The sequence below is a fragment of the Nostoc sp. FACHB-152 genome (assembly GCF_014697475.1).
Lineage (GTDB): Bacteria > Cyanobacteriota > Cyanobacteriia > Cyanobacteriales > Nostocaceae > Nostoc_B.
The window spans coordinates 1-23,182 of sequence record NZ_JACJRV010000061.1; the positions used below are offsets into that span (position 1 = coordinate 1).

Below are 23,182 nucleotides of genomic sequence, written 5' to 3' on the forward strand. Positions count from 1 at the left end.
ATAATCAAGCTGTCGAGTTGTTCTTGCAATGTGCTGCCCTTAATCGCATGATCCAGTTGGGCAAGCCGGACAGTTACAAAGTCGAAGCCTAATTACTGCTCTAACCCAGGGAAAGTATATCTTTTTTTCCTTTCATGCAACAAAGCCGTGCAGAATTACATGGTAATGCTTGGTAATTGGCTCTCCAGTGTCTGATCGCTCCACTGTGTCCCAATCTATATTTTGTCGTTCTTCTGCTATTTGGCGATACTCATGGGCTAGTTGTTCTAATGCGATCGCGATCGCGTGTTCCTTTGTTTGGCCGTAGCATTGTATATTCCCGCTAGGAGAATCGCTCAAAGACGATGATAAGTAACAAATATACTGTCCATTGTCTTGAGGCTGTACTGCGATCGTAATAGTTCCAGTGATGTTGGGGTTTACGTCAGTCATATTAACCGCGCTGACAAATATTTACAGGATATGCTTACGGTTAAATTGTAAGCGTAGATGCAACGCAGCTTGTTGTCAGGCATATTTATGAATGAGCGATCGCCTAATCACATATTTTGAAGCTAGATTTTTTTGCTGAGTCATAACTAAGGCTATAGACGCACAATTATAATTGTAAAAATCTATACTTGTTAGTTAATCACTAATTTCCAATTTACCTACGCTAATTTATAGTAAAATTTATAACCAAAATTAATATTTATTTGACAAAGAAATTGTTTAAAATATTCAACGAATTGGTACTTTTGAGATTAGCGCTTTTGCTGTCTAGTTATTTGATTCTGGGAGAAAGCCATGCCCTAGCTGAAATTAAAGTTGATGGGACTTTGGGTAAGGAATCATCAATTGTAACCCAAGGTGTTGATGCCCAAGGGCAAGAATCTTCAGTTGTACACATTGATGGTGGTGCCATCCGAGGGGCCAATTTATTTCACAGCTTTAATGAATTTAGCATTGGTAATCAGCAACAAGTTTACTTTTCTAACCCCACAGGAATAGAGAATATTCTCACAAGAGTTACAGGTAATAACCCATCGAATATTTTAGGAACCCTGGGAGTTTTGGGTAATGGGAATCTATTTTTAATTAACCCTAACGGCATTATATTTGGAGCAAATGCAAGGTTAGATGTTGCAGGTTCTTTTGTAGCAAGTACAGCTAATAGTTTAAGATTTGATAATGATTTTAATTTTAGTGCTACTAATCCCCAAATTCCACCATTACTAACGATTAATGTTCCTCTGGGTTTGCAATTTGGCACTAACCCCAAACCAATTCAAGTACAAACATTATTAATGCCTGGTTTATTAGTACCAACAGGTAAAACTCTAGCATTGGTTGGTGGTGATATCAGTTTGGAAAGTGCGATTTTGCAAGCAGCCGCAGGACGCATCGAATTGGGATCTGTGGCGGGAGAAGGAATTGTCGGAGTGGATGACGCAGGCGATCGCCTGAAGCTAACTTTTCCTGATACAATCCCTCTGGCAAATATTTCCCTATCTCAAGCATCCCTCGTTAACGCCAGTGGTGAAGGTGCTGGTGATATCCAGGTGCAAGGTAATCAAGTTTTTTTGACTGAAGGTTCGAGTTTAGTTACAAATACCTTAGGCGCACAACCAGGCGGTAGCTTGCTAATCAATGCTGCGTCTTTAGACATATCTGGTACGGACGCTAATGGCAATTCTGGGGGACTTTTTGCCCGCACATCCGGTACTGGTAACGCTGCTAATGTCACTATTAATACAAATAAATTAACTGTTCAGCAAGGTGCTAGAATTTCAACCGCCACCTCGAACCAAGGACGCGGCGGAAATTTGCTAGTGAATGCGTCCCAGTCAGTAGATGTGATTGGCACAACAGGTGCAGGAAATAGACGGAGTGCCTTTTTTGTTGATTCTGCAAGCACTGGAGATGCAGGAAATTTGACAATTAATACTGGAAGGTTGACTCTTCGAGATGGTAGCTTGTTCAGTGTTGCGACTCGCGGAAATGGCAAAGGAGGAAATCTCACTGTCAATGCCTCACAAAAAGTAGAATTACTAGGTACTACGCCTAATGGTTTTTATTCTAGTTCCTTTGATGCTTATACATTAGGTGCTAAAGATGCAGGCAGTGTCACCATTAACACTGGAGATTTTATTGTTCGGGATGGCGCATCAATCTTTACAGCGACTTATGGTGCTGGTCGAGGTGCAAATATCACAGTCAATGCCTCAAATACTGTAGAAGTTAGTGGCACTGGGAAAGTAGGCAATATTGTGTTTCCTACTGGCTTATTAGCTGAAACCCTACCAGATGCAACTGGGAATGCTGGAAATATAGAGATTAACACTCGTGGGTTGATAGTTAAAAACGGAGGAAGCATCTCGACTTCTACGGAGAGTGCAGGTAAGGCTGGTAACATCATAGTGAATGCGACTCAATTTGTAGACGTACTTGGCACTTCTGCAAATAGCGAACTGGCTAGCTTAGTGACAACTCAAGTAACTACAGATGGCACTGGCATGGGTGGAGACTTGCAGATTACTACTGGACGCTTAAATGTTCGAGATGGCGCGCAGATATCGACTTCGACCTTTGGGGCTGGCGATTCTGGCAAGTTAACAGTCAAAGCTTCAGAGTCGGTAGAAGTGAGTGGGATATTACCTAATAATCAATCTGCAAGCGGATTATTTAGTCAAGTTAATAGTAGTGGAACTGGCAATGCTGGAGAATTAATCATTGATACAAAGCGGTTAATTGTTGAGAAAGGCGCAGAAATATCTGCTTCTACAAGGGGTGCAGGTAATGCTAGTAATTTAATAGTTAATGCTTCAAAATCTGTAGAAGTTATTGGCACCAGTATAGATGGTACTCGCATTAGTAATTTGTCAGCGCGATCGCTAAGATCTGGCACTGCTGGAAATTTGCAAATAAACACACCAGATTTACGAATTGAAGATGGGGCTAAAGTAACCGTAAGTGCTTCAGGTTCAGGCAAGCCAGGCAATTTGGACGTAGTAACTAATAGTATCTTTCTCAATCAAGGCAGTATTGAAGCTGCAACTGCTGTTGGTGGTGGTGCTAACATTGGGCTGCAAGTATCAGAATTAATATTGATGCGAAATCGCAGTTTAATTAATGCCAGAGCCTTTAATAATGGTGATGGCGGCAATATTAACATTGGTACAAATTTTGTAGCTGCTGCCCCTAATGAAAATAGCGACATTATTGCCAATGCTTTTGCAGGTTCGGGGGGCAGAATTAATATTACCGCTCAAGGGATATATGGATTGCAATTGAGTGAAACTTTAACTCCTCTGAGTGAGATTAACGCCAGTTCACAACTTGGAATTAATGGAATTGTAGAAATAAAAACGCCTGATGTAGACCCAAGTCGTGGAATTGTAAATTTACCCACAAATTTAGTAGACGCTGCCAAACTTGTTGCTCAAAGTTGTAGGAATAGTGGAGAAGCAACAGCTAATCAACAAAGCGAATTTATAGTCACTGGACGAGGTGGTTTGCCAGTTAACCCCATTGAACCACTTAGCAGTGATGCTATCTGGCAAGACTTACAACCCCATGCTTTGCTGGATGAGAACGTAAGTGGCTCCCAAAAAGAGGTAAATTTAGTTTCAGAAACACAGATTGCGATCGCTCAAGCTCAAGGATGGGTGACTAACTCTGATGGTACTATTACCCTTGTAGCGCAAGCTCCCACTCCTACCCCTTACACATCCTCACTCACGCCTGTTAGCTGTCCGGTTGCCCAAAACTAATGTTGGACTTCTCTCATGACAAAAAAACAGCAGAAATTTTGGCGTAAAGCTCTAGCTTTTGTGCTTTGTGTGCTGTTAGGAATAAGTCTGACTCTCACGCTGGAATTGAAGCAAGTTATAGCTTCTTCAGTTCAATTTGTAGTTAGCAAAGAGAAAATTACAGAAACATCAAACTTAATTCAACAAGGTCGAGAACTTTACCAAGCACAACGATATGCTGAAGCGATAAATATTTGGCAGTTAGCACTCAAAGCCGAAAAAAATCTATCTTCTCAAACTATGGTGCTAAATTATCTCTCCTTAGCTTATCAGCAGTTGGGAAAGTGGCAGCAGGCAACACAGGCAATTAGCTCTAGCTTGAATTTAATCCGAAACTTACCACAAACAAAACTTATTCTTGCCCAAGCACTCAACACTCAAGGAAGTTTGCAATTAGCTCAAGGTAAGACAGAACAAGCCCTGAAGACTTGGCAACAAGCTACTACTATCTATACCGCAGCCGGCTATACACAGGGCAGAATTGGCAGTTTAATTAATCAGGCTCAAGCCCAACAAGCTCTAGGGCTTTATCTCCAAGCTCGTAAAACCTTAGCAGAAGTAGAAAAAACATTAGAAAATCAATCAGACAAACAGTTAAAAACTACAGGACTGCGTAGCTTAGGTAACGTTCTTAAATCAGTGGGTGCTTTGGCTGATTCTCGCAGAGTTTTGCAACAAAGCTTGCAGGTGTTACAAAATGACGCTCATCTTTCACAAGAATTGAGTGCTACCTTACTCAGTCTAGGTAACACAGCTTATGCCCAAGGCGATACAGATGTAGCATTAGCATTTTACAAACAGGCTGCAACTACTGGGTCTGCAAATAGCATGACGCAGATTCAAGCTCAAATCAATCAATTTCAACTATTCATAGCAACGGGACAAACAAAAACAGCCGAGAATCTCTCTATAGAACTCCAACGCAAGTTTACGAATCTCTCTCCCAGTCGCGCAACAATTTACGCTCGCATCAACTTTGCCAAAAGTTTGGTGAAACTAGGAACTAGAGAAAATACTATATCTGCTAAACTACTAGCGATCGCAATTGGAGAAGCAGAAAACTTAAGCGACCAACCAGCACAATCTTATGCTTTGGGTTATTTGGGCGGACTCTACGAACAAACTCAGCAGTGGTCAAACGCTCAAGACTTAACTCAGCAGGCTTTGCAAATAGCTCAAGCCATTAATGCTCCACATATTGCTTATCAGTGGCAATGGCAATTAGGACGAATTTTAAAAGCCCAAGGTGCAATCAAGCAAGCCACATCAGCTTATGAAGTTGCCTTCACCACATTAAAATCTCTGCGTAGCGATTTGGTAGCAATTAACAGTGACATTCAATTTTCCTTTCGGGAAGCTGTAGAGCCTGTATATCGGGAATATGTACAACTACTTTTAAATTCAGAACCTAGTCAGGATCAACTAAAACAAGCCCGTCAAGTAATTGAATCCCTACAACTAGCAGAACTTGATAACTTTTTTCGTTCAGCTTGTCTAGAAGGACAGATAGTACCAATAGAGAAAATTCAACAGTCGGCAGCAGCAGTGATTTATCCCATCATATTGCCAGACCGACTAGAAGTAATTGTGAGTTTACCTCAGCAGGGGCTACGCCACTATACTACGAAAATCAGTCAATCGGAAGTAGAAGAAGTCACAGAGCAACTGAGAGAAAATTTAGAAAAGCCCTTCACCACACCTGAGGGAAAATCATTATCGGCAAAAGTTTATGATTGGTTAATTCGCCCTGCGGCAGTAGAACTATCTCAAAATGGGGTGAAGACATTAGTTTTTGTTTTAGATGGTGCATTGCGGAATGTAGCGATCGCCGCGTTGTATGATGGCGATCGCTATTTGGTAGAAAAATACAGTATTGCCCTTACCCCTGGGTTAGAGTTATTAGGGCCGCGTCCTTTACGTAAAAGCAAGCTCAAAACTTTAGCTGCTGGACTCACAGAAGCACGACATGGGTTTAGTTCCTTACCAAACGTCAACGACGAATTAAAAGCAATTGAGTCGCAAGTTCCCAACGAAGTCCTCCTAAATCAAACATTTACGAGTTCAGCATTACGAAAACAAATTGACTCAATACCCTTTTCTGTTGTGCATTTAGCAACTCACGGTCAATTTAGTTCCAATGCTGATGAAACCTTTGTGTTGGCTTGGGATAAACCGATTAAAGTCAACGAATTAAAAGAATTGCTTCGCAGCAGAGAGCAAACTACACCTGAACCCATAGAATTACTCGTTCTCAGTGCTTGCGAAACTGCTGAGGGAGACAAACGCGCCGCTTTAGGACTAGCTGGAATAGCAATTCAAGCAGGCGCTCGTAGTACCTTAGCTTCTCTGTGGAGTTTGGATGATGAATCTGGCGCACGTCTCATTAGTCAATTTTATAAAGAATTGGCAACTAAACAGGTAACAAAAGCAGAAGCACTGCGCCAAGCCCAACTTTCTTTGTTAAAAGACCCAGATTACAGACATCCTAGACATTGGGCGGCTTACGTGTTGCTCGGAAATTGGCTATGAACCAGTTATCAGTTATCAGTTATCAGTTATCAGTCCTGAAGGCTTATGGTGTGGTTTTACAGCTTCCACCTATTGGGGTGGTGTTTCACCAAGGATTTAACTGTTTACTGTTCACTGTTCACTGATAACTGTTAAAAATTTTTTTTGGCTTTGTTCTAATTTGAGTGCATAAACCTCAAAAGTGAAACGTGTAACTAAGCAAGAAGCTCAAAGGCTAACACCAAACTTCTTTACACACTCAACAAAAGGTTTATAAGACATATGGGAACATATACTGGCAACAACAACAATAACATCTTCCAAGGAACTAATGGCGAATCTTGGACACTCAACGGACGAGGTGGCAATGACTACCTAGCTGGTGCAGAGCAAGAGGACGTAATTAATGGTGGAACTGGCAATGACACTTTGCTTGGTAATGCTGGATATGACAACTTGTATGGTGATGACGGTGATGATACTTTAATCGATATTGATGGTTTATTAGATGGTGGTACAGGTGTTGACACATTAGTAGCTAACTACAGCCAATTGAGCAACGGTGCTGGTGTAGACGTGGGATATTTGGAACAAAATTCCATCTTTAGTCGCCTTGATGGTACTGAGATACTCGATTATACAAATATTGAAAAATTTGACATTACAGGCTCACAATATGCAGATGTCCTGCGTGGTGGTGCTAGCAGCGATACTCTGCGTGGTGGCGGTGGTAACGACCAAATTGAAGGTCGTGCTGGCTATGATTATCTTTATGGTGAAGCTGGGGATGATACTTTAATTGATACCGATGGTTCTGTAGATGGTGGTGCAGGTGTTGACACATTAGTAGCCAATTACAGTCAGTTGAATAATGGTGCTGGTGTAGATATAGGATATTTAGGGCAAGATGTCATCTTTAGCCGCCTCACTGGTACTGGGGTACTTGGTTACAGCAATATTGAAAAATTTGACATCACAGGCTCAAAATATGCAGATGTCCTGCGTGGTGGTGCTGGCAGCGATACTTTGCGTGGTGGTGCTGGTAACGATCAAATCGAAGGTCGTGCTGGCTATGATTATCTTTATGGTGAAGCTGGAGATGATATTTTAAGCGATACAGATGGTTTTGTAGATGGTGGTGCAGGTGTTGACACATTAGTAGCTGACTACAGCCAGTTGAGCAACGGTGCTGGTGTAGACGTAGCATATACGGGAGTAAATGCCATCTTTAGCCGCCTGAGTGGTAATCCCGTACTCAATTACACTAATATTGAAAAGTTTGACATCACAGGCTCACAATATGCAGATGTCCTGCGTGGTGGTGCTGGTAACGATATTTTAAATGGTGGTGCTAGTAACGATATTTTAAATGGTGGTGCTAGTAACGATATTTTAAATGGTGCTGCTGGCAATGATATCCTAGTAGGCGGTGCTGGCAACGATATTCTGAATGGTAGTTTAGGTGCTGATAACTTTGTTTTTAACTCGAAGCTAGATGGTATAGACACCATCCAATACTTCGGTAGAGGCGAAGGTGACAAGATTCAAATTTCTAAAATTGGTTTTGGTGTAGCTGACCTCAGCAATTTCAGCTATAACGATGCTACTGGTGCTTTGTTCTTCCAAGGAACTCAATTCGCCACTATTGAGAATAAACCTGGTAATTTTGCAATTAGTACAGATCTACAGCTTATTTAAAATTCTCTAGAGATTAGTTGGACAAGTTCATTATATAAGTTACCAGTCCTTAATCTAACTAAGGGCTGGTTTCCATATGGAGGTAAAAGGCAATACGGTTCAGTTATCACTCTTTTGTTACTACGAGGAGAGAAAAATCTATGCCCTTTGCCGAAAATATTATCTGCTAACCTGAGTTACCTGCGGAATGTAGGTTTCAAAATCAAGACATTGATTTTATTCGCCACCATCGCTGAAAATAATGTTGTCGCTACGAATCCAACCAATTGCTCCCGATTTCGGGAATTTCACTCGACACCAGTTAAGCTGACTACCACGTCTATCTTTATCTTGAACGCATTGCAAGTTTTGGACGCGATCGCCACCTAAACCGTATCCTCTAGTCGATGAGTTGATAGTTGGTCTTGAACGCAGATTAATTCGTCTTGAACGGCTTCCTGTGAGCGTCACCCAATTAGGTTTAGCAATTAGATAAGGCTGGTTTAACTGATTGACGGGGGAAGGATTTGAGGATACAGAAACATCATTAATTCCTTGTACTTGTGAATTAACGATATTTGCTTTGACTGGGAAAGCCGGAGTAATTGACGCTAAAGATAAAACAGTTGCCAAAAGTGATGTTCTAATTTTCATGATTTTGTTTCCTAAGCGAATAAATGAACGTTTTATAACTCACTCCATCTCAATTGCATCTATCACTGGAGTTGTAGACAATAGAACTGAAGCGTCCTTCAACAGTCCCTACTTCAACACAATATCCCGTCTCATTTTCAACATAGTAGGCACTTGCGCCGCCTTCAAAGGTTTGTGTTGTGTGGTAGGTATAGCCTCGTCGTTGCAATTCTCCCTCTGCTTGTCCAGCTCTCGCTCCAACCAAGTCTGCCAAGTTAGAAGGTACAGTACTGATAAGGTTTTCAGGGGTACTCCCTCTTCTCCTTGAAGAGCCTGAATACCTGCCATAGTTGTCTCGTCTCTGGTCTACACCTTCTCTATAACCCCGCTCATAGTCTGATGAGTTGTTGGAATTATAGTAATCACGGCTTCTTTCACCATCTCTTAAACCTCTGCGATACTCTTGCTCTCTATTTCCCCGGTGATTTGAATGCCTGTCGTTGCGATTACGTTGACCAGCTAAGATACCAATGCCCACAGCAGCTGCACCAATACCAAGGACTTCTCCCGCAGTTAGTGCCTGGACTGGTGTAGGTATACTGCTAATAGCAGTGGTGGTTGTGAGTAAGACAGCAAAACTGCCAACAAATAAACGTTTCATAAGTTTTACCGAATAAACCAAATAATTAGTAGTTTTTACAAAGTTCATCCACTACTGAGCTGTTGAGTTCTGGTGGAAATTTACTTTGCTAGGCTCTGAGAAGTTGTTCGTGAAAGCGTTTCAGCAGTGTGAGAACGAGATTCAAACGAGATTATTTTCAATTCTCCATTCACTATTGCGAATCTGGTTTTAGTACTGCTTGTAACTATATGTTTCTTACCATCTTTACCAGTCAACTCTAAAACTGAGTCATCTTCAGCAACGGCTATTTGACCTTTTGCAGAAATAACTACTTCTCTATCTCTTACCAGTTCTTGAATTTCCTTAAGTTTGCCATAGGATTGTTTCATAGTGTCTCGGAGGTTATCCCTACCTTCAATCACCATTGAGACAGAAGCATCCGTCGTTGCGGAGGTGAATTCCGAAATTAGAAAAGGAACTGCATACTTCACCAATAAGGAATCAACATCCAGCTTTTTTGTGCCTGCGGCAATTTCATCCATAATCCGATTCACATCTGCCTCACTAATTCCCTTGGAATTGGCTTGAGCTATTTCTAATGCTCTGACTTCTGCCTTAGTTGAGATTGATGTGATGCCAACAAGTAAAAAACTAAAAGAAACAGCGATGAAACTGGTGAGTAATAATCGGGATTTTGCCATGATATTTTGTTTAACTTGACTGGTAAATCAATGATGATGTGTGGTGAAGAAATACAAAATTATTGCTAGTATTGGATAATACTTATTTTCGGTTTTTTCGCAGATTCGTGCATTGCGCTTACCGATGTTTTAACAAAGATAAGGAACATGAAGTCTAAAATTTTTCGACAGCATTAAATTTGCCATGTTTTTTTATTTACCTCAAGTTCAGATAAATCAGTTAACTTGCAGGCAAGCTAACTGAACACACTCCCATGATGAGAGTTATTGGAAAACCAGGTTTTAACTCTTGCTGTACAAGGATTTTATTCTCGTTAGATACTATTTTTTTAATACTTATTGCAGATAAATCTCAAGATTTTCTTAATATAATGGTTAATTTTATTTTTTATATTTTATTTTCTCATCGCTAAAAAATATTAATTAATTTTGTTACAGTTAGAAAATATTACTTAAATCACTTAAGAGATAAATCACATCAATCAAAACATCATATATGTCAGTTAAGCAGGAATTAGTTACGAAGATATATCTTTATTTAAGGCAGTCAAAATAAATATTGATTAATTGAGATAAGCAGAAAAAATTTAACTTGACTTTGTTCCATTTGGTGGTATTTGTAGTTGGTAACGCTTAGATGAAGACCTCATCAAGTAGGTATTGTTATGTTTATTAATGGAAATGGCCAAACTTTTGTATTTGTTTATTTTTACAATCGAACTCTTATGAGAGAATAACTATGGATTATGGTTCTTTTGATACCTTCCTAAAAGAATCGCAATCAAATTTATCTAAGCATATCAAATCTATTAGCCATAATAAATACTAAAAAAATCAAAAGAAAATATCAAATTTAATCTGAATATGATAGTCAGTCCAAAAATTGGATTAAATTAATTACGCAGATTGATGGGTGAGAAAGGCTAGAGGCTAGAGTGTTGTACCACATCCCCATGAAAAGTGATGTATATCATTGAGCATAAACATGAAAAACAATAAGCAATTTCGCGTTTCTTGGTGGTTAACTAGCAGTATCTTGCTGGTGCTAGGAATTTGTACCACATCCAATACTACTGCTTTCGGTAATCACTCCCATAGCAATAAGGCTGAACAAGTTTCTCAGACTAAGTTTCCTCTGGGTTTTTCGGTGAACAAAATAGATACCACTGTAGACCCCAAGCAGGACTTCTATCGATTTGCGGCGGGTAAATGGTTGGATAGTGTTGAACCTACCCCAGAGTTTTTGCGGGTGTCTGGTGCTGATTTTTTAGACAAAGAAGTTTCTAAGCAGTTGCAACAAATATTGTCACAGGCAGCAACTCAAAGCACTAAGGCATCGAAGGGAAGCCCATTGCAACAGGTAGGCGACTTATATGTGTCGGGTATGGATGAGAAGCGAGTGAAAGCCTTGGGAGTTTTGCCTTTGAAGCCCATATTTGAACGGATTGACGCAATTAACTCTCCTCAAACTTTAACCAAAACCCTTGCCGATCTATCACTGATATTGGGTATTTCGGATAATCCCGATATTTTGATGTTCGGTGTGCAGATTGGAGCAGATATACAGGACAGAACCATCAACACAGTTTATATAGGCGATCGCACACTGCTCCTGAGCCAAGTAGAATATCTAAATCCAGATGCAGCACCTATCCGCGCCGCCTATTTAAAATTTGTGACAGCCAACTTAGAAATTGCTGGCTCCTCCCCCGCACAAGCAACCGCCGCAGCTAAGAAAATTCTAGAAATTGAGACTCGCCTTGCCAAGAAAAAACTTACCCCTGTAGAAAAAAAAGACCTCAACCGCAGATTTAACAAGATGCCTTTTGCAAAGTTTCAATCTTTGCTCTCAAACTTCGATCTGAAGACCTATTTTGAAAAATTGGGATTACCAACTGAGGGCAATGTCATTGTTGTGGAGTCTCAAGCATTGGCAGAGCTAAACCAGATACTTCAGGAATACCCAATCGAGGATATCAAGACCTATTTGCGTTGGGCTGTATTGTTTAACGCTAAACCCTATCTAACCCCGGCATTTAACGATCCTGCTTTGGCACTTTTTGAGGCTCGCGTCGGCAAAATTAAGCTTCCGTCTCGCGCTGACATTATATCCGGCCAGATTCCTAAATTATTAGGTCATCCCCTATCCCAACTCTATGTTAAGGAATACTTTTCTCCCGAATCTAAGCAACGAGTAGAAAGTATGATTGGACGGATCAAGTCTGTATTCAGGGCGCGGTTAGCAGCAAATAGTTGGCTCAGTGATACTACCCGTAAATCAGCTTTGGAAAAGCTTGATCGTATGGTCATCAAAGTAGCCTATCCAGAGAAATGGATTGATTATTCCGGGATTGATATCCGCCCTGATGACTATTTTGGTAACGTCACGCGGATCAAACAATTTCTCACCCGCCGCAATTTGGCTTTGGTTGGCAAACCAGTCACCCGTGATGAATTCAACTCAAAGGGGACATTGCCCATCGTGATCAATGCGGCTTACGATGCCTCAAACAATGGAATTGAAATTCCTGCCGCCTTTCTACAACCTCCATATTTTGATCCCAAGGGCGATGCAGCCGTGAACTTCTGCACTATTGGTGCTGTGATTGGTCATGAAATCACTCACGGCTTTGACAGTGAGGGGCGGTTGTCCGATGCTCAAGGTAATTTGCGGAATTGGTGGACTGAAGAAGATGCTGCCAAGTTTGTAGCCCAGACTGACAAGTTGGTGAAACAGGCTGATGCTTTTGAAGTGCTACCAGGATTGAAATTGAACGGCAAGCTATCCGTCGGAGAAAATCTGGCTGATGTTGGTGGGGTTAGTCTAGCTTATGAGGCACTACAAGGGTATTTAAAAGAAAATCCCCAAGCTAATCAAAAGATTAATGGTTACACACCCCAACAGCGTTGCTTCATTGCCTGGGGTCAGCTATGGGCTTCTAAAACTAATGAAGGTAGTCTCCGCCAAAATGCAGCAACCGAAGAGCATCCCCCAGGCCCTTATCGTGTCTTGGCTCCTTTACAGCATGAGGATGGGTTTTACAAAGCGTTTGATATCAAACCTGGTGATCCTATGTGGCTAGATGAAAAAGACAGGGTGAAAATTTGGTAGCGAAATAAAAATCAAGTTTTTCAGGCGATCGCAACGATATCCAGAAATAACAACCAGAATTAACAAATAAATATGATCAACAATCAGCAATTTCGCCTCTCTCCCTGGTTAACCAGCAGCATGGCTCTGTTACTGGGAATTTGCACTACACCCTGTAGCATCGCTCTCAGCGATCAGCCCAAGAGCAAAACCTCTGAACCAGTTTCTCTACAGCAGTTACCTCTGGGTTTTTCCATAGAGAAAATGGATACCACGGTAGATCCCAAAAAGGACTTCCATCGATTCGCCGCAGGCAAATGGCTAGATGCTGCCAAGATTCCTCCTGACCAATTGAGCATCTCCGGGATTGCCCTACTGGCGGTTCAGGTTTCCCAACAATTAGAGCAGATCACACAACAGTCTGTCGCCCAAAGTACCAAAGCCGCAAAAGGCAGTCCATTGCAACAAGTGGGTGATTTATATGCTTCTGGTATGGATGTGAAGCAGCTAGAAAGTTTGGGAGTCTCCCCCCTGAAGCCACTATTTGATCGTGTTCAGGCGATCGATTCGCCCCAACAGTTAACGAAAACCCTTGCCCAACTGCAAATAAAACTGAATAAGCCAATCATTGTGCAGGTGGGCATAAGTCCTGATCCTCAAAATAACAAAATCAATACCATTGCCCTAATTGGTGGTACTCTCGGCTTACCATCTCAAGAGGATTATTTGAGTCCCAACAGAGATGCTATCCGCAAAGCCTACTTGGATTATGTGACAGAGGCCTTGGCAATTGCTGGTAGCTCTCCAGCAGAAGCGACATCCGCAGCCAAAAAGATTTTAGAAATTGAGACTCGCATTGCCAGCAAGCAACTTACCCCTGCCGAGTTTAGAGATCCCAACCGCAGAATGAAAAAGATGTCCTTTGCCCAACTTCAGTCTTTGTTGTCGAATTTAGACATGAAGCTATATTTTCAGGAGTTGAAATTACCTACTACAGGAAATGTCGTTGTTGTCGATCCTGGCTCATTGGTAGAGATTAACCAAATACTGAAAGAATACCCGCTTAATGACATCAAGACTTATTTACGTTGGGGTTTGTTAAACCAAAACATCGCCTACTTAACCCCGGCATTTGAAAAGCCTTTACTCGCTTTTAAAAAGGTATATTATGGCAAAGAATTTGAATTTCAGTCGCGTAGCAAACGCGTGACTGCTCTCATCTCCGAAAAATATGGTCATCCCTTGTCTCAACTCTATGTCAAGAAACATTTTTCTCCCGAAGCCAAAAAACAGGTAGAGGGAATAATCCAGCAGATTAAAACTTTGTTCAGGGCGCGACTGGAAGCAAATAAATGGCTAACTGATGCTACCCGCAAGTCAGCACTAGAGAAAATAGACCGCGTAGTGATCAAAGTAGGGTATCCAGAGAAATGGATTGATTATTCTAGTGTTGATATTCGCCGAGATGACTTTTTTGGTAACGTGATCCGCACCAATGAATTTCTCAGTCGCCGGGATCTGTCCCGATTTGGCAAACCCGTTACCAACGATGAATTTGACGTTCCGAACTCTACATTACCTATTGTTGTTAATGCAGCTTACGATTCCACCGTCAACGGAATTGAGATTCCTGCGGCTTTCCTGCAACCACCATTTTTTGATCCAAAAGGCGATGCAGCCGTGAACTTTTGTTCGATGGGAGCTGTGATTGGTCATGAAATTACTCACGGTTTTGACAGTCAAGGGCGGCTCTACAATGCTCAAGGTAATCTGCAAAATTGGTGGACTGATCAAGATGCTGCCAAATTCGTAGCCCAGACCGACAAACTGGTGAAACAGGCTGATGCTTTTGAAGTGCTACCGGGAGTGAGATTGAACGGAAAGCTCACCGTCGGGGAAAATCTGGCTGATGTTGGTGGTGTCAGCCTAGCTTATCAAGCACTAGAGCAGTATTTGCAGAAAAATCCCCAAGCCAATCAAAAGATTAATGGCTATACACCCCAACAGCGTTGCTTCATTGCTTGGTCGCAGTTATGGGCTACGAAAGTCAATGAAGGCGCTCTCCGCCAAAATACAGCAACCGATGGGCATCCAGTCGGCGCTTATCGCGGCATTGCTCCTTTACAACATGAGGACGGTTTTTTCAAAGCCTTTGATATCAAACCGGGTGATCCAATGTGGCGGGATGAGAAAGACCGCGTGAAAATCTGGTAGGGAATCTGAGATCCGTGAAACTAAATGAGTAAGGAGTAAGGACTAATGAGTAAAGAGTAAGGACTAATGAGTAATACCCATTACTTATTACTTCAAAATCAAAGACAGTTGGAGTCGGAGAGTAGCGCTTTGCGATTTTGATAAAAATTTTCCGCTTCTTAACATGGGAGTTGAGATGGAAATGAAACCGTGACATCGAACATCACTCCCATATCATCTGCCAAACCTAAAATCACTGCATTTTTTAAAGATCATGAAGCTTTTTTCTGGTTTATTTGTCATTTCTTCCTTAGCGATCGCGCCCATAATTAATTTTCAATCAACCACAAGCACAACCCCAAGCAAAAACACAACAGCCGTGGGCTTTTCCGTTAAGCATATAGATAAATCTGTTAGCCCTAAAGTAGATTTTTATAAATTTGCGGCGGGTAATTGGCTCAAAAATGCCGTTATTCCTGATGATAATTTTCGTGTTGATAGTTTTACTCATGCTGAAGACCAGAGGAATCAGAAAGTATTAACCATCATGGAACAGGCGGCCGCCAAAAGTTCCACAGCATCACCAGGAAGTGCTACTCAGCAAGTAGGCGATCTTTATCGGTCAGCGATGAATACTAAAATACTCAATAAATTGGGTATTTCTCCTTTAAAACCCGACTTGGACAAAATTGCAGCGCTATCTTCAAAAGAAGATTTGATCACCCTCATGGCTAGTCAAAGTTTAATGGGAATACCATCGGTTTTCACATTAATTGTCGAGGCAGATGTAAAACAAGCAAAAGTCAGTGCTTTATATGTGAAACCAATACCCCATATCGAAAAGACACTAGGTAAAGATTTTTATCTAAGCTCAGACTCTACTTCACAAAGAAAGGCTTACATTGCTCATATTACGAAAATACTGGAATTGGCAGGAGAAACACCAAGCAAAGCGGCAACTCAGGCAAAAACTATTTTGCAGATAGAAACAGTCTTAGCTAAAGCTATTTTCACACCTACGGAAGCCGCAGATGTGAATCTTACCTATAACAAAAAACAGATAGCTCAATTTAAGTCGGAAACACCGAATATTGATTGGGATCGCTATTTTTCGACCATTGGTTTATCAGGGATTAAAGAGATTATTGTCACCCAGCCAAAGTATATGGTGGCAGCTAATCAGTTATTAGGGGAAACTTCTCTTGATGACTGGAAAACCTATTTACGTTGGCGAGTATTAAATAGTAATGCCTCTTTTTTGAGCGAAGACTTTGCCCAAGAACATTTCAACTTTTTTACTAAAACAATACTAGGGACACAACAACGCCAACCCCGTAATCAAGAAGTAGCAGAAGTAGTCAGAACAAATTTAGAGCATCCCACCGCTAAACTTTATGTGGACAAATATTTTCCCCCTGCTACTAAAGCAAAAGCAGAGGAGATGGTAAAAAATATCAAAGCTGAATTTAGACTTCGCTTAGAGCAAAATACTTGGATGAGTGCAGAAACTCGCAAACAAGCTTTAGACAAGCTCGATAAGATCAAAGAATATGTAGGCTATCCGGAAACATGGCTCAATTATTCTCGTGTCAAGATTGACCCCAATGATTATTTAGGTAATATCACACGTTTGAATCAATGGCAAAGTCGCCGTAATTTCGATAAATTAGGAAAACCTTTTGTGTCTGAGACTTTTACACAAGATTCAAATAGTACCTCAGTTAATGCCACCTACGAGCCATCGTTAAATATAGTTCAAATTCCCGCAGCTATTTTACAAGCTCCTTTCTTCGATGCTAGTGGTGATGATGCTGTTAATTATTGTGCGATCGGCGCGATAATTGGCCATGAATTTACTCACGGTTTTGACAGTCAGGGGCGACTGTATGATGCTGAAGGGAATCTAAAAGATTGGTGGACAAAAGAGGATGCTCAAAAGTTTGAGGCAAAAGCCAATCAATTAGTTGAACAATATAACAAATATGAAGCACTGCCAGGGTTATTTGTCAATGGTAAGTTATCTCTAGGAGAGAATATCGCTGATTTAGGAGGTATTTTAACCGCTCATTCCGCTTTACAACGTCATTTAACAGCAAAACAGCGCTCTAGTAAAATTGACGGATATACCCCTGGAGAACGTTGCTTTATCGCTTGGGGTCAGGTGTGGAAATCGCAATGGCGACCTGAAATATTACGTAAAATAGTTCTTAATGACGCTCATCCTCCTGGTCAATTCAGGGCTATGGGTTCTTTAACTAATACATCAGAGTTTTTCTCTACCTTTGACATCAAACCGGGTGATCCAATGTGGCGCGATGAAAAAGACCGCGTGAAGATTTGGTAAGTAGTAGTTCATAAATGCACAAATATTGACAGGCGAGAGAAAGGGTTTCAACCCTTTCTCTCGCCTGTCAAAGTCTTTTTGACGACCAATATTAGGCTAGAACTTGGTTCTACTGCCACCCCAATCGCCTGATTCGCACTCACCCCGAAACTTTTCAATCCCATCTATGGCGATCCTACCGCTGCGCCGGTCGATATTGACATGGGGTTTATTTAGCGCATTCATCCGGTATTTTCCTGTAATTTTATCGCGTGAAACCTTAAGGTCGTCGAGCTTCCACCATCCATCGTCACCGCCGTCATTGATCGGCGCGATGAGCTTTCCGGTCAGATGGATTTTTCCCTGTGTACCACGGATTTCGACCTGAACCTCGGAATCGAAGTCGCTAGTCGTTGACTCTATGCGATTACTTGATTCGTAGCGATGGCGGCGGTTGTTCCATTCATATCCATAGCGATTTGCGAGAGCCGGTTTGCGACCTTCACCATAGCAGATCAATGTCAGATTTTGGCGCGACGATCTGCCATTGTGATTGTCAGATGTGCCTTGTTCCCGCAGGTAGGTATCGATCGCTGTCTGGGCTTTACGAATATCTGTGGAACTACAGGATCGTCCCTGTTGCAGGATCTCTCCTTCAGGGTTAAAAAGGACTGTGCAGCCACTTCCCGATCGCATACCAGTCACACTCAGATTACCGTTGTCTAAAGTGTCAATCACTGGTTGAGCGTTAACAGGATGAGTAACTGTAAGAGTTAATAAACCCACAATAGTGGGGACTAATGTTCGCAAGCTTTTCATTGGTTGCATTGAATCTACATGAATTTGTTGGGAAACTTTACCATCAAAATATTCAATCTCTTACTTTTTGCATAGTTGAGATTGAGCCTTGCTCTTGAATGAGATTGTGTTCTTTCTTGATTTGCAACCACAGCAGAATGCTAACAATGATTTCAATGGGAATGATGATCACAGACGAAACCGAAACAGTCTCCCCCACCCCATTGCTAAGGATGCCAGATGCAAATAGAACAAAATCCCATAGCCAGTGGAAGATAATCAGCGGCCAGATGTTGTTGAGTTTAAGCATCAGTGCCGCAAAAACACAGCCAAACAAGAAGGTGGCGATGAGTTGTACTGGCGAATTTGTTAGGGCTACACCACCGAACACATTGACCGAGTGCAGAAGGGAAAACCCGATCGCGCTCACCAACATCGCCCACCACACCCGTTGAGTGGTCAAAAAGGCGTGTAGAACGATACCCCGATACATAACTTCTTCGCCAACACCAACCAAAAATGTAGTGAACCCTGCCACAGCAAATAGTCGCCACTGTGCAGCATTAAATGGTACAGAGGCGAACCCCTTCCAGAACAACACCCACATTGCGATTAATACCGCGAACAATGGCACAAACCACAGGAGTTGTTTGGTCTTGAGTTTGCGAAATCCTACCTCTTGCCAGCTAAAGAAGCGATTGACAAAAAAGACGTTAATGGCATTGACCAAAATCATCACAAACCAAAAAATATTCATCATTTCTGGTTCGCCATAGGTAATGCCCTTGAAGTTTTTCATGTAGAACATACCAATTCCCATGACAGCCGTATAGAGGCAGGCAGCTAAGATGGCGATTTTGGGTTTTGAGAATGAGGTTGAACTCATGATTTTTCGCTCCTGTCTAGATTTGGGAATGACTGGATTCTGGCTAACTTTAAGGGGGGTACTTAGCTACATCAACACGCTGGCAAATCATAGAGAATTTGGCCAGTGTCAATCAGCGTTATGAGTTCTGTGGAAATGGTTTAGACACAAGAACGGGATTATTGATCGCAGTGATGCCAATCGACGTAAAAGATATTTTTATAGCGACCGTTTGAGGTGACGATTTCTATACACCGACCTGAGTTGCCTTCAGTCCAGAACGAAGCAACAGAAGTATTTGACACTCTTTGGTTGTGGCGATAGGTATATCCTCGCCGCCGCACTTCGCCCTCTGCTTGACCAGCCCTCGCGCCTACTAGGTCTTGCAAGGGTCGGGAGGAAGAATTGCTGGTATTTTGACTACGCGGCCGATCTCCGCGATCGCAATCTGCTGTGGTTCCAGTATTAACTAGGGAGACATAGCGACCTTGTTGTGTCCTCACACTAATGCACCGACCTGTTTTAGTTTGAGTCCAATAGCTATAAGTAGAATCATTAGATTTTTCAGCCCAGCGAAACCTATAGCCCCGCTTTTGGAGTATGGCTTCTCCATCTCGTCCGCGGACATTCACTAAATCTTGAAGTCCACGAACGGGATCTCCTGCATTTTGTGCGTGGGCATTGAGGGCAGTTGTGATGATTAGGGAACTCACGATGACAGGAATTAAACGGTGTAGTTTCATGTTGTCTACAGTACAAATATCTGAGGAATCATTACAAAATTGGCTGGCTTTAACCTAAAGAGCCCCTTCATTGGTGTCAGAGAAATAGTAGTTGTAAAACTCAGTTCCCGTCTTTTTGTTAATCACGACAACCTGCTTAGTGCCTCGGTCATACATTACGCGCACCTGCTCGTCCTCGCCAATGAATTTATCGCCAGAGGTACGCTCCAGATAGCCGTGGAATAAAAATTCGCCTTCCGTAATTTGGATGACGATTGTATTTTTGTCGATTACTGTTATGTATGTGACGGGTTTAGCAGATTGGGAAATGATAATAGAAACAGGTTCAAATGTTTGAGCTTGGGCAGAGCTAACCAGCATCTCCATGCTCAAAAAAAGACTGCCAGCAGTGACAAAACAAAGAGCAACAGATTTTTTGTTGATGCTTTTCATAGCGATTACCAAAAGCGGATTTGAAAGCTTCATACTAAATTTATAGTTACAAATAATCGGGGTAGGTTTATTACTCATATATACCTCCCAGAGATGACAAAAATTTAGTTCTCGATATAGATGAGATTTACAAAGATTTGATGACGTTTAATACAAGTAAACTGCTCCTGTTTCTTGTATGTCTAAAGCACGATGACTTTCATTGGCGTTGTCAGCTTCTTCAACAGTAACCTCGACAACTTGATCTCTTAATTTAACAGCGTATTGCAAGAAAAAATTGGCACTGCCTGCAATATTGTAATCGGGATAGATAACTAACTGTAGAGGATAGTTAAGATTTCGGAGAGTTAGTTGTTGTTTTGCCCTAATTAAAGGATGTTTCACTTTCGTATCGGTTATCCCATAATCTATAGCAAAACTTGCTTTATTAATTATCTGAATAGTAATGGGACTCTTGCTATTTAATCTTGCTACAGGTTGCCAAAATCCCTCTTTATGTGTATTGGCTGGTGGTTCTTGCGCTGTAGCAGTCATGCAAGGAAATATATTTAAACCAGCACTAGCGATCAGTAAAGATGAAATAATAACAGATCTAAACATAATTAGAAACAATTCCTCAAGTTAAAAAACTGGTAAGTAGTATCATCTTTATTAAGGTGGTTATTTGCTTGTTTATCAATATACAACTTTAAGATAATGCTAAGTTTAAAAATCAATTATTTAAGACTGGAGAATAAATTTCAATTGATTTTACTTGGCGATAAAATCTACAGTCCTGACTTGATAAAAGGCAACAACTACAAATTTTATGCAACATTTTTTTATTACTTTAGATTAAGATAAGTTTCTAATTTTCAGATAAATTTAAATCTGTCATATTTTCCTATTTACTTCAAGTGCAGATAAATCAGTTAACCTAACTTGCCAACAAATTAGCTGAAAAACACTGGTGTATAGTCTGTAGCTCTTTGGCAATGGAAGGATTGAACAAAGGCTTACTTAATTCCCTGACAACTTTTGTGTTTTTATATACATCTTTTGGATATTAATTTACGCGAAATTCTAAAGAATTTCTTAATATTTTTTTTCATTATGTTTTCTATTGAGATGTTTGCAGTTCAAAATGTCGCTTAAATCAGTTAATATCTAGATGAAACCCATTAAAACATCACATACGTCATTTAAGGTCATAAAATTGCTTTTAATAAAAATTAATTATGAAAATCAGCAAAAAATTTCATTTAGAGATGAAAGAGGAGAAAAATAAATCCCTACGAAAAAGAGGAGTAGTTCTAACGGTTGTTGGTTTGAAGAGATTGCAAACTGCAATTTTAGAAGAAGAGAGACAAACAAGAGGAGGTAAACGTTTTACCCAAGTAGAATTGAGCGATCGCATTGGAATTTCCACCTCTAGCTTAAGCCGTTTATGGTCTTTAAATTCTCGCATAGATCCGCGCACCATGCGAATCTGCTTTAGTGCTTTTGATTTAGCTTTGCATGAAAATGACTACACTCTCTATGATGCAAATGACATTGATTCTCAGCACGAGGATTACCAAGAAGAGCAACAGGTAATAGATCGAGATTTATCTGAGTATTCAGATAATGCAGATTCATTATCCGAAAGTAAATTGTCTTTGCAACAAAAAACAATGACAGCAAAGACTGCACCATCTGAAATTGTTTCTGTATTTCTCGGTGGAGAGAAAATTAAAAGTGAAATTTCACTCCACAAACAGAGTGATTACAACTGTCAAGTAAAGATTACTGAATATATAAAATATCCTTGCGGCCCTTTATCTTTAGATTCAAAATTCTATATTCCTCGCCCTCCCCTAGAAGAACTAGCATATCAAGAAATCATGCAACCAGGATGCGTAATTCGCATTAAAGGTTATCGAGGTATGGGTAAAACATCTCTGATGTTACGGATTTTAGCTCATGCCAGAATGTTAGGGTATGAGACTGCAAAACTAAATATGACTCAAGTTGATATTAATGTTTTGCAAAAACCTCAATTATTTATGCAATGGTTAGCTGCAAGTATTGCTCGTCAACTAGGTTTAGAATTTAATGTTAATAAACATTGGGACGAAGAAATAGGTAGTAAACTTAGCTGCACTCTTTATCTAAAAGAATATTTGCTTGCACCTTTAGATAAACCTCTATTATTGGTGTTTGATGAAGTTCAGCATATTTTTGAATATCCCGATCTCGCCAATGAATTTCTACCTCTGTTACGTTCTTGGCAAGAAGAAGCGCAACAGGATGAAGTATGGACAAAGCTGCGATTGGTGATTGTTTATTCCACAGATGTTTATCTTTCTCTGGATATTAATCAATCTCCGTTTAACATTGGGCTACCATTGAAATTATCGGAATTTACATTAGAGCAAGTAATTGAGTTAGCAAACCACTATGGAATTGATTGGCAACACAACGAGCAAGTGCAGCAATTAATGGAATTAATTGGGGGACATCCGGCATTGCTTAATATTACTCTTTATCACTTGCACTGTCAGAAATTAACATTAGAAGAGATTCTGCGAACGGCAGTCACAGAATTAGGAATTTATCGCCAACATTTACGAACTTTATTAAACAAATTACAAAAAAATGCCCAATTATTAGATAGTATAAAAATCCTTTTAACAAAAGATGAAAATATTGATTTAGATATATTAACTACCTACCAATTAGAAAATATGGGGTTAATTCAATTGCAGCAACAAAAATGGGTAATTAGTTGTAAATTATATAGAGACTTCTTGAAAAAATATATAATGTCATAATTAAACAAAGTTC

Annotated in this window: 17 protein-coding genes; 8 read left to right on the forward strand and 9 right to left on the reverse strand. The window is 40.7% G+C overall.

Annotated elements, in window-relative coordinates; translation table 11 throughout:
• Positions 1-132 precede the first annotated feature (132 nt).
• Positions 133-432: a hypothetical protein gene (locus H6G76_RS27145; protein ID WP_242056535.1), complete on the reverse strand. Its 300-nt coding sequence runs from the start codon at positions 430-432 to the stop codon at positions 133-135.
• 305 nt (positions 433-737) lie between these two features.
• Between H6G76_RS27145 and H6G76_RS27150 the strand changes: the two genes are divergently transcribed.
• The 4 genes from H6G76_RS27150 to H6G76_RS27160 all read left to right on the forward strand — a co-directional run bounded on the left by H6G76_RS27150 (position 738) and on the right by H6G76_RS27160 (position 7,997).
• On the forward strand, positions 738-3,752 hold the full coding sequence (locus H6G76_RS27150) for an S-layer family protein (protein ID WP_242056536.1): 3,015 nt from the start codon (positions 738-740) through the stop codon (positions 3,750-3,752).
• A gap of 15 nt (positions 3,753-3,767) precedes the next feature.
• Complete coding sequence (locus H6G76_RS27155; protein WP_190708122.1) at positions 3,768-6,320, forward strand: CHAT domain-containing protein; 2,553 nt, start codon at positions 3,768-3,770, stop codon at positions 6,318-6,320.
• Positions 6,317-6,445 carry a hypothetical protein gene (locus H6G76_RS37860; RefSeq protein ID WP_277883134.1) on the forward strand — a complete coding sequence of 43 codons (129 nt, stop codon included), beginning with the start codon at positions 6,317-6,319 and terminating at the stop codon, positions 6,443-6,445. The genes H6G76_RS27155 and H6G76_RS37860 overlap by 4 nt, the downstream gene beginning before the upstream one ends.
• 136 nt (positions 6,446-6,581) lie before the next feature.
• Positions 6,582-7,997 carry a calcium-binding protein gene (locus H6G76_RS27160; protein ID WP_190708124.1) on the forward strand — a complete coding sequence of 472 codons (1,416 nt, stop codon included), beginning with the start codon at positions 6,582-6,584 and terminating at the stop codon, positions 7,995-7,997.
• Between the two features lie 216 nt (positions 7,998-8,213).
• Here the strand turns inward: H6G76_RS27160 and H6G76_RS27165 are convergent, their stop codons facing one another.
• The 3 genes from H6G76_RS27165 to H6G76_RS27175 form a co-directional block, all read right to left on the reverse strand.
• Complete coding sequence (locus H6G76_RS27165; RefSeq protein WP_190708126.1) at positions 8,214-8,630, reverse strand: SH3 domain-containing protein; 417 nt, start codon at positions 8,628-8,630, stop codon at positions 8,214-8,216.
• Positions 8,631-8,679: 49 nt separating this feature from the next.
• Entirely contained in the window at positions 8,680-9,270 is a 591-nt protein-coding gene (locus H6G76_RS36700) for a hypothetical protein (RefSeq protein WP_199337548.1), read from the reverse strand.
• A gap of 80 nt (positions 9,271-9,350) precedes the next feature.
• Positions 9,351-9,932: a hypothetical protein gene (locus H6G76_RS27175; RefSeq protein ID WP_190708128.1), complete on the reverse strand. Its 582-nt coding sequence runs from the start codon at positions 9,930-9,932 to the stop codon at positions 9,351-9,353.
• A gap of 985 nt (positions 9,933-10,917) precedes the next feature.
• On the opposite strand from H6G76_RS27175, the gene H6G76_RS27180 reads away from it, so the two are divergent.
• The 3 genes from H6G76_RS27180 to H6G76_RS27190 all read left to right on the forward strand — a co-directional run bounded on the left by H6G76_RS27180 (position 10,918) and on the right by H6G76_RS27190 (position 17,560).
• Positions 10,918-13,044 carry a M13 family metallopeptidase gene (locus H6G76_RS27180; protein WP_190708130.1) on the forward strand — a complete coding sequence of 709 codons (2,127 nt, stop codon included), beginning with the start codon at positions 10,918-10,920 and terminating at the stop codon, positions 13,042-13,044.
• A gap of 72 nt (positions 13,045-13,116) precedes the next feature.
• Positions 13,117-15,237 (forward strand): M13 family metallopeptidase, encoded by a 2,121-nt coding sequence (locus H6G76_RS27185; RefSeq protein WP_190708132.1) that lies wholly within the window; start codon positions 13,117-13,119, stop codon positions 15,235-15,237.
• A 253-nt stretch (positions 15,238-15,490) separates the two neighbouring features.
• The gene (locus H6G76_RS27190; protein WP_190708134.1) at positions 15,491-17,560 is read left to right on the forward strand and encodes a M13 family metallopeptidase; all 2,070 of its coding nucleotides are present in this window, start codon (positions 15,491-15,493) and stop codon (positions 17,558-17,560) included.
• Between the two features lie 96 nt (positions 17,561-17,656).
• Here H6G76_RS27190 and H6G76_RS27195 read toward each other — a convergent pair whose 3' ends face one another.
• The 5 genes from H6G76_RS27195 to H6G76_RS27215 all read right to left on the reverse strand — a co-directional run bounded on the left by H6G76_RS27195 (position 17,657) and on the right by H6G76_RS27215 (position 20,977).
• Positions 17,657-18,367, reverse strand: a complete 711-nt coding sequence (locus H6G76_RS27195) for a hypothetical protein (RefSeq protein WP_190708136.1) — start codon at positions 18,365-18,367, stop codon at positions 17,657-17,659.
• Between the two features lie 43 nt (positions 18,368-18,410).
• Complete coding sequence (locus H6G76_RS27200) at positions 18,411-19,223, reverse strand: CPBP family intramembrane glutamic endopeptidase (protein ID WP_190708139.1); 813 nt, start codon at positions 19,221-19,223, stop codon at positions 18,411-18,413.
• Between the two features lie 158 nt (positions 19,224-19,381).
• Positions 19,382-19,945: a hypothetical protein gene (locus H6G76_RS27205; protein WP_190708141.1), complete on the reverse strand. Its 564-nt coding sequence runs from the start codon at positions 19,943-19,945 to the stop codon at positions 19,382-19,384.
• A gap of 54 nt (positions 19,946-19,999) precedes the next feature.
• Complete coding sequence (locus H6G76_RS27210) at positions 20,000-20,455, reverse strand: hypothetical protein (RefSeq protein WP_199337549.1); 456 nt, start codon at positions 20,453-20,455, stop codon at positions 20,000-20,002.
• A gap of 69 nt (positions 20,456-20,524) precedes the next feature.
• Complete coding sequence (locus H6G76_RS27215) at positions 20,525-20,977, reverse strand: hypothetical protein (RefSeq protein ID WP_190708143.1); 453 nt, start codon at positions 20,975-20,977, stop codon at positions 20,525-20,527.
• Between the two features lie 617 nt (positions 20,978-21,594).
• On the opposite strand from H6G76_RS27215, the gene H6G76_RS27220 reads away from it, so the two are divergent.
• Positions 21,595-23,169: an AAA-like domain-containing protein gene (locus tag H6G76_RS27220; RefSeq protein ID WP_190708145.1), complete on the forward strand. Its 1,575-nt coding sequence runs from the start codon at positions 21,595-21,597 to the stop codon at positions 23,167-23,169.
• Positions 23,170-23,182: the final 13 nt, after the last annotated feature.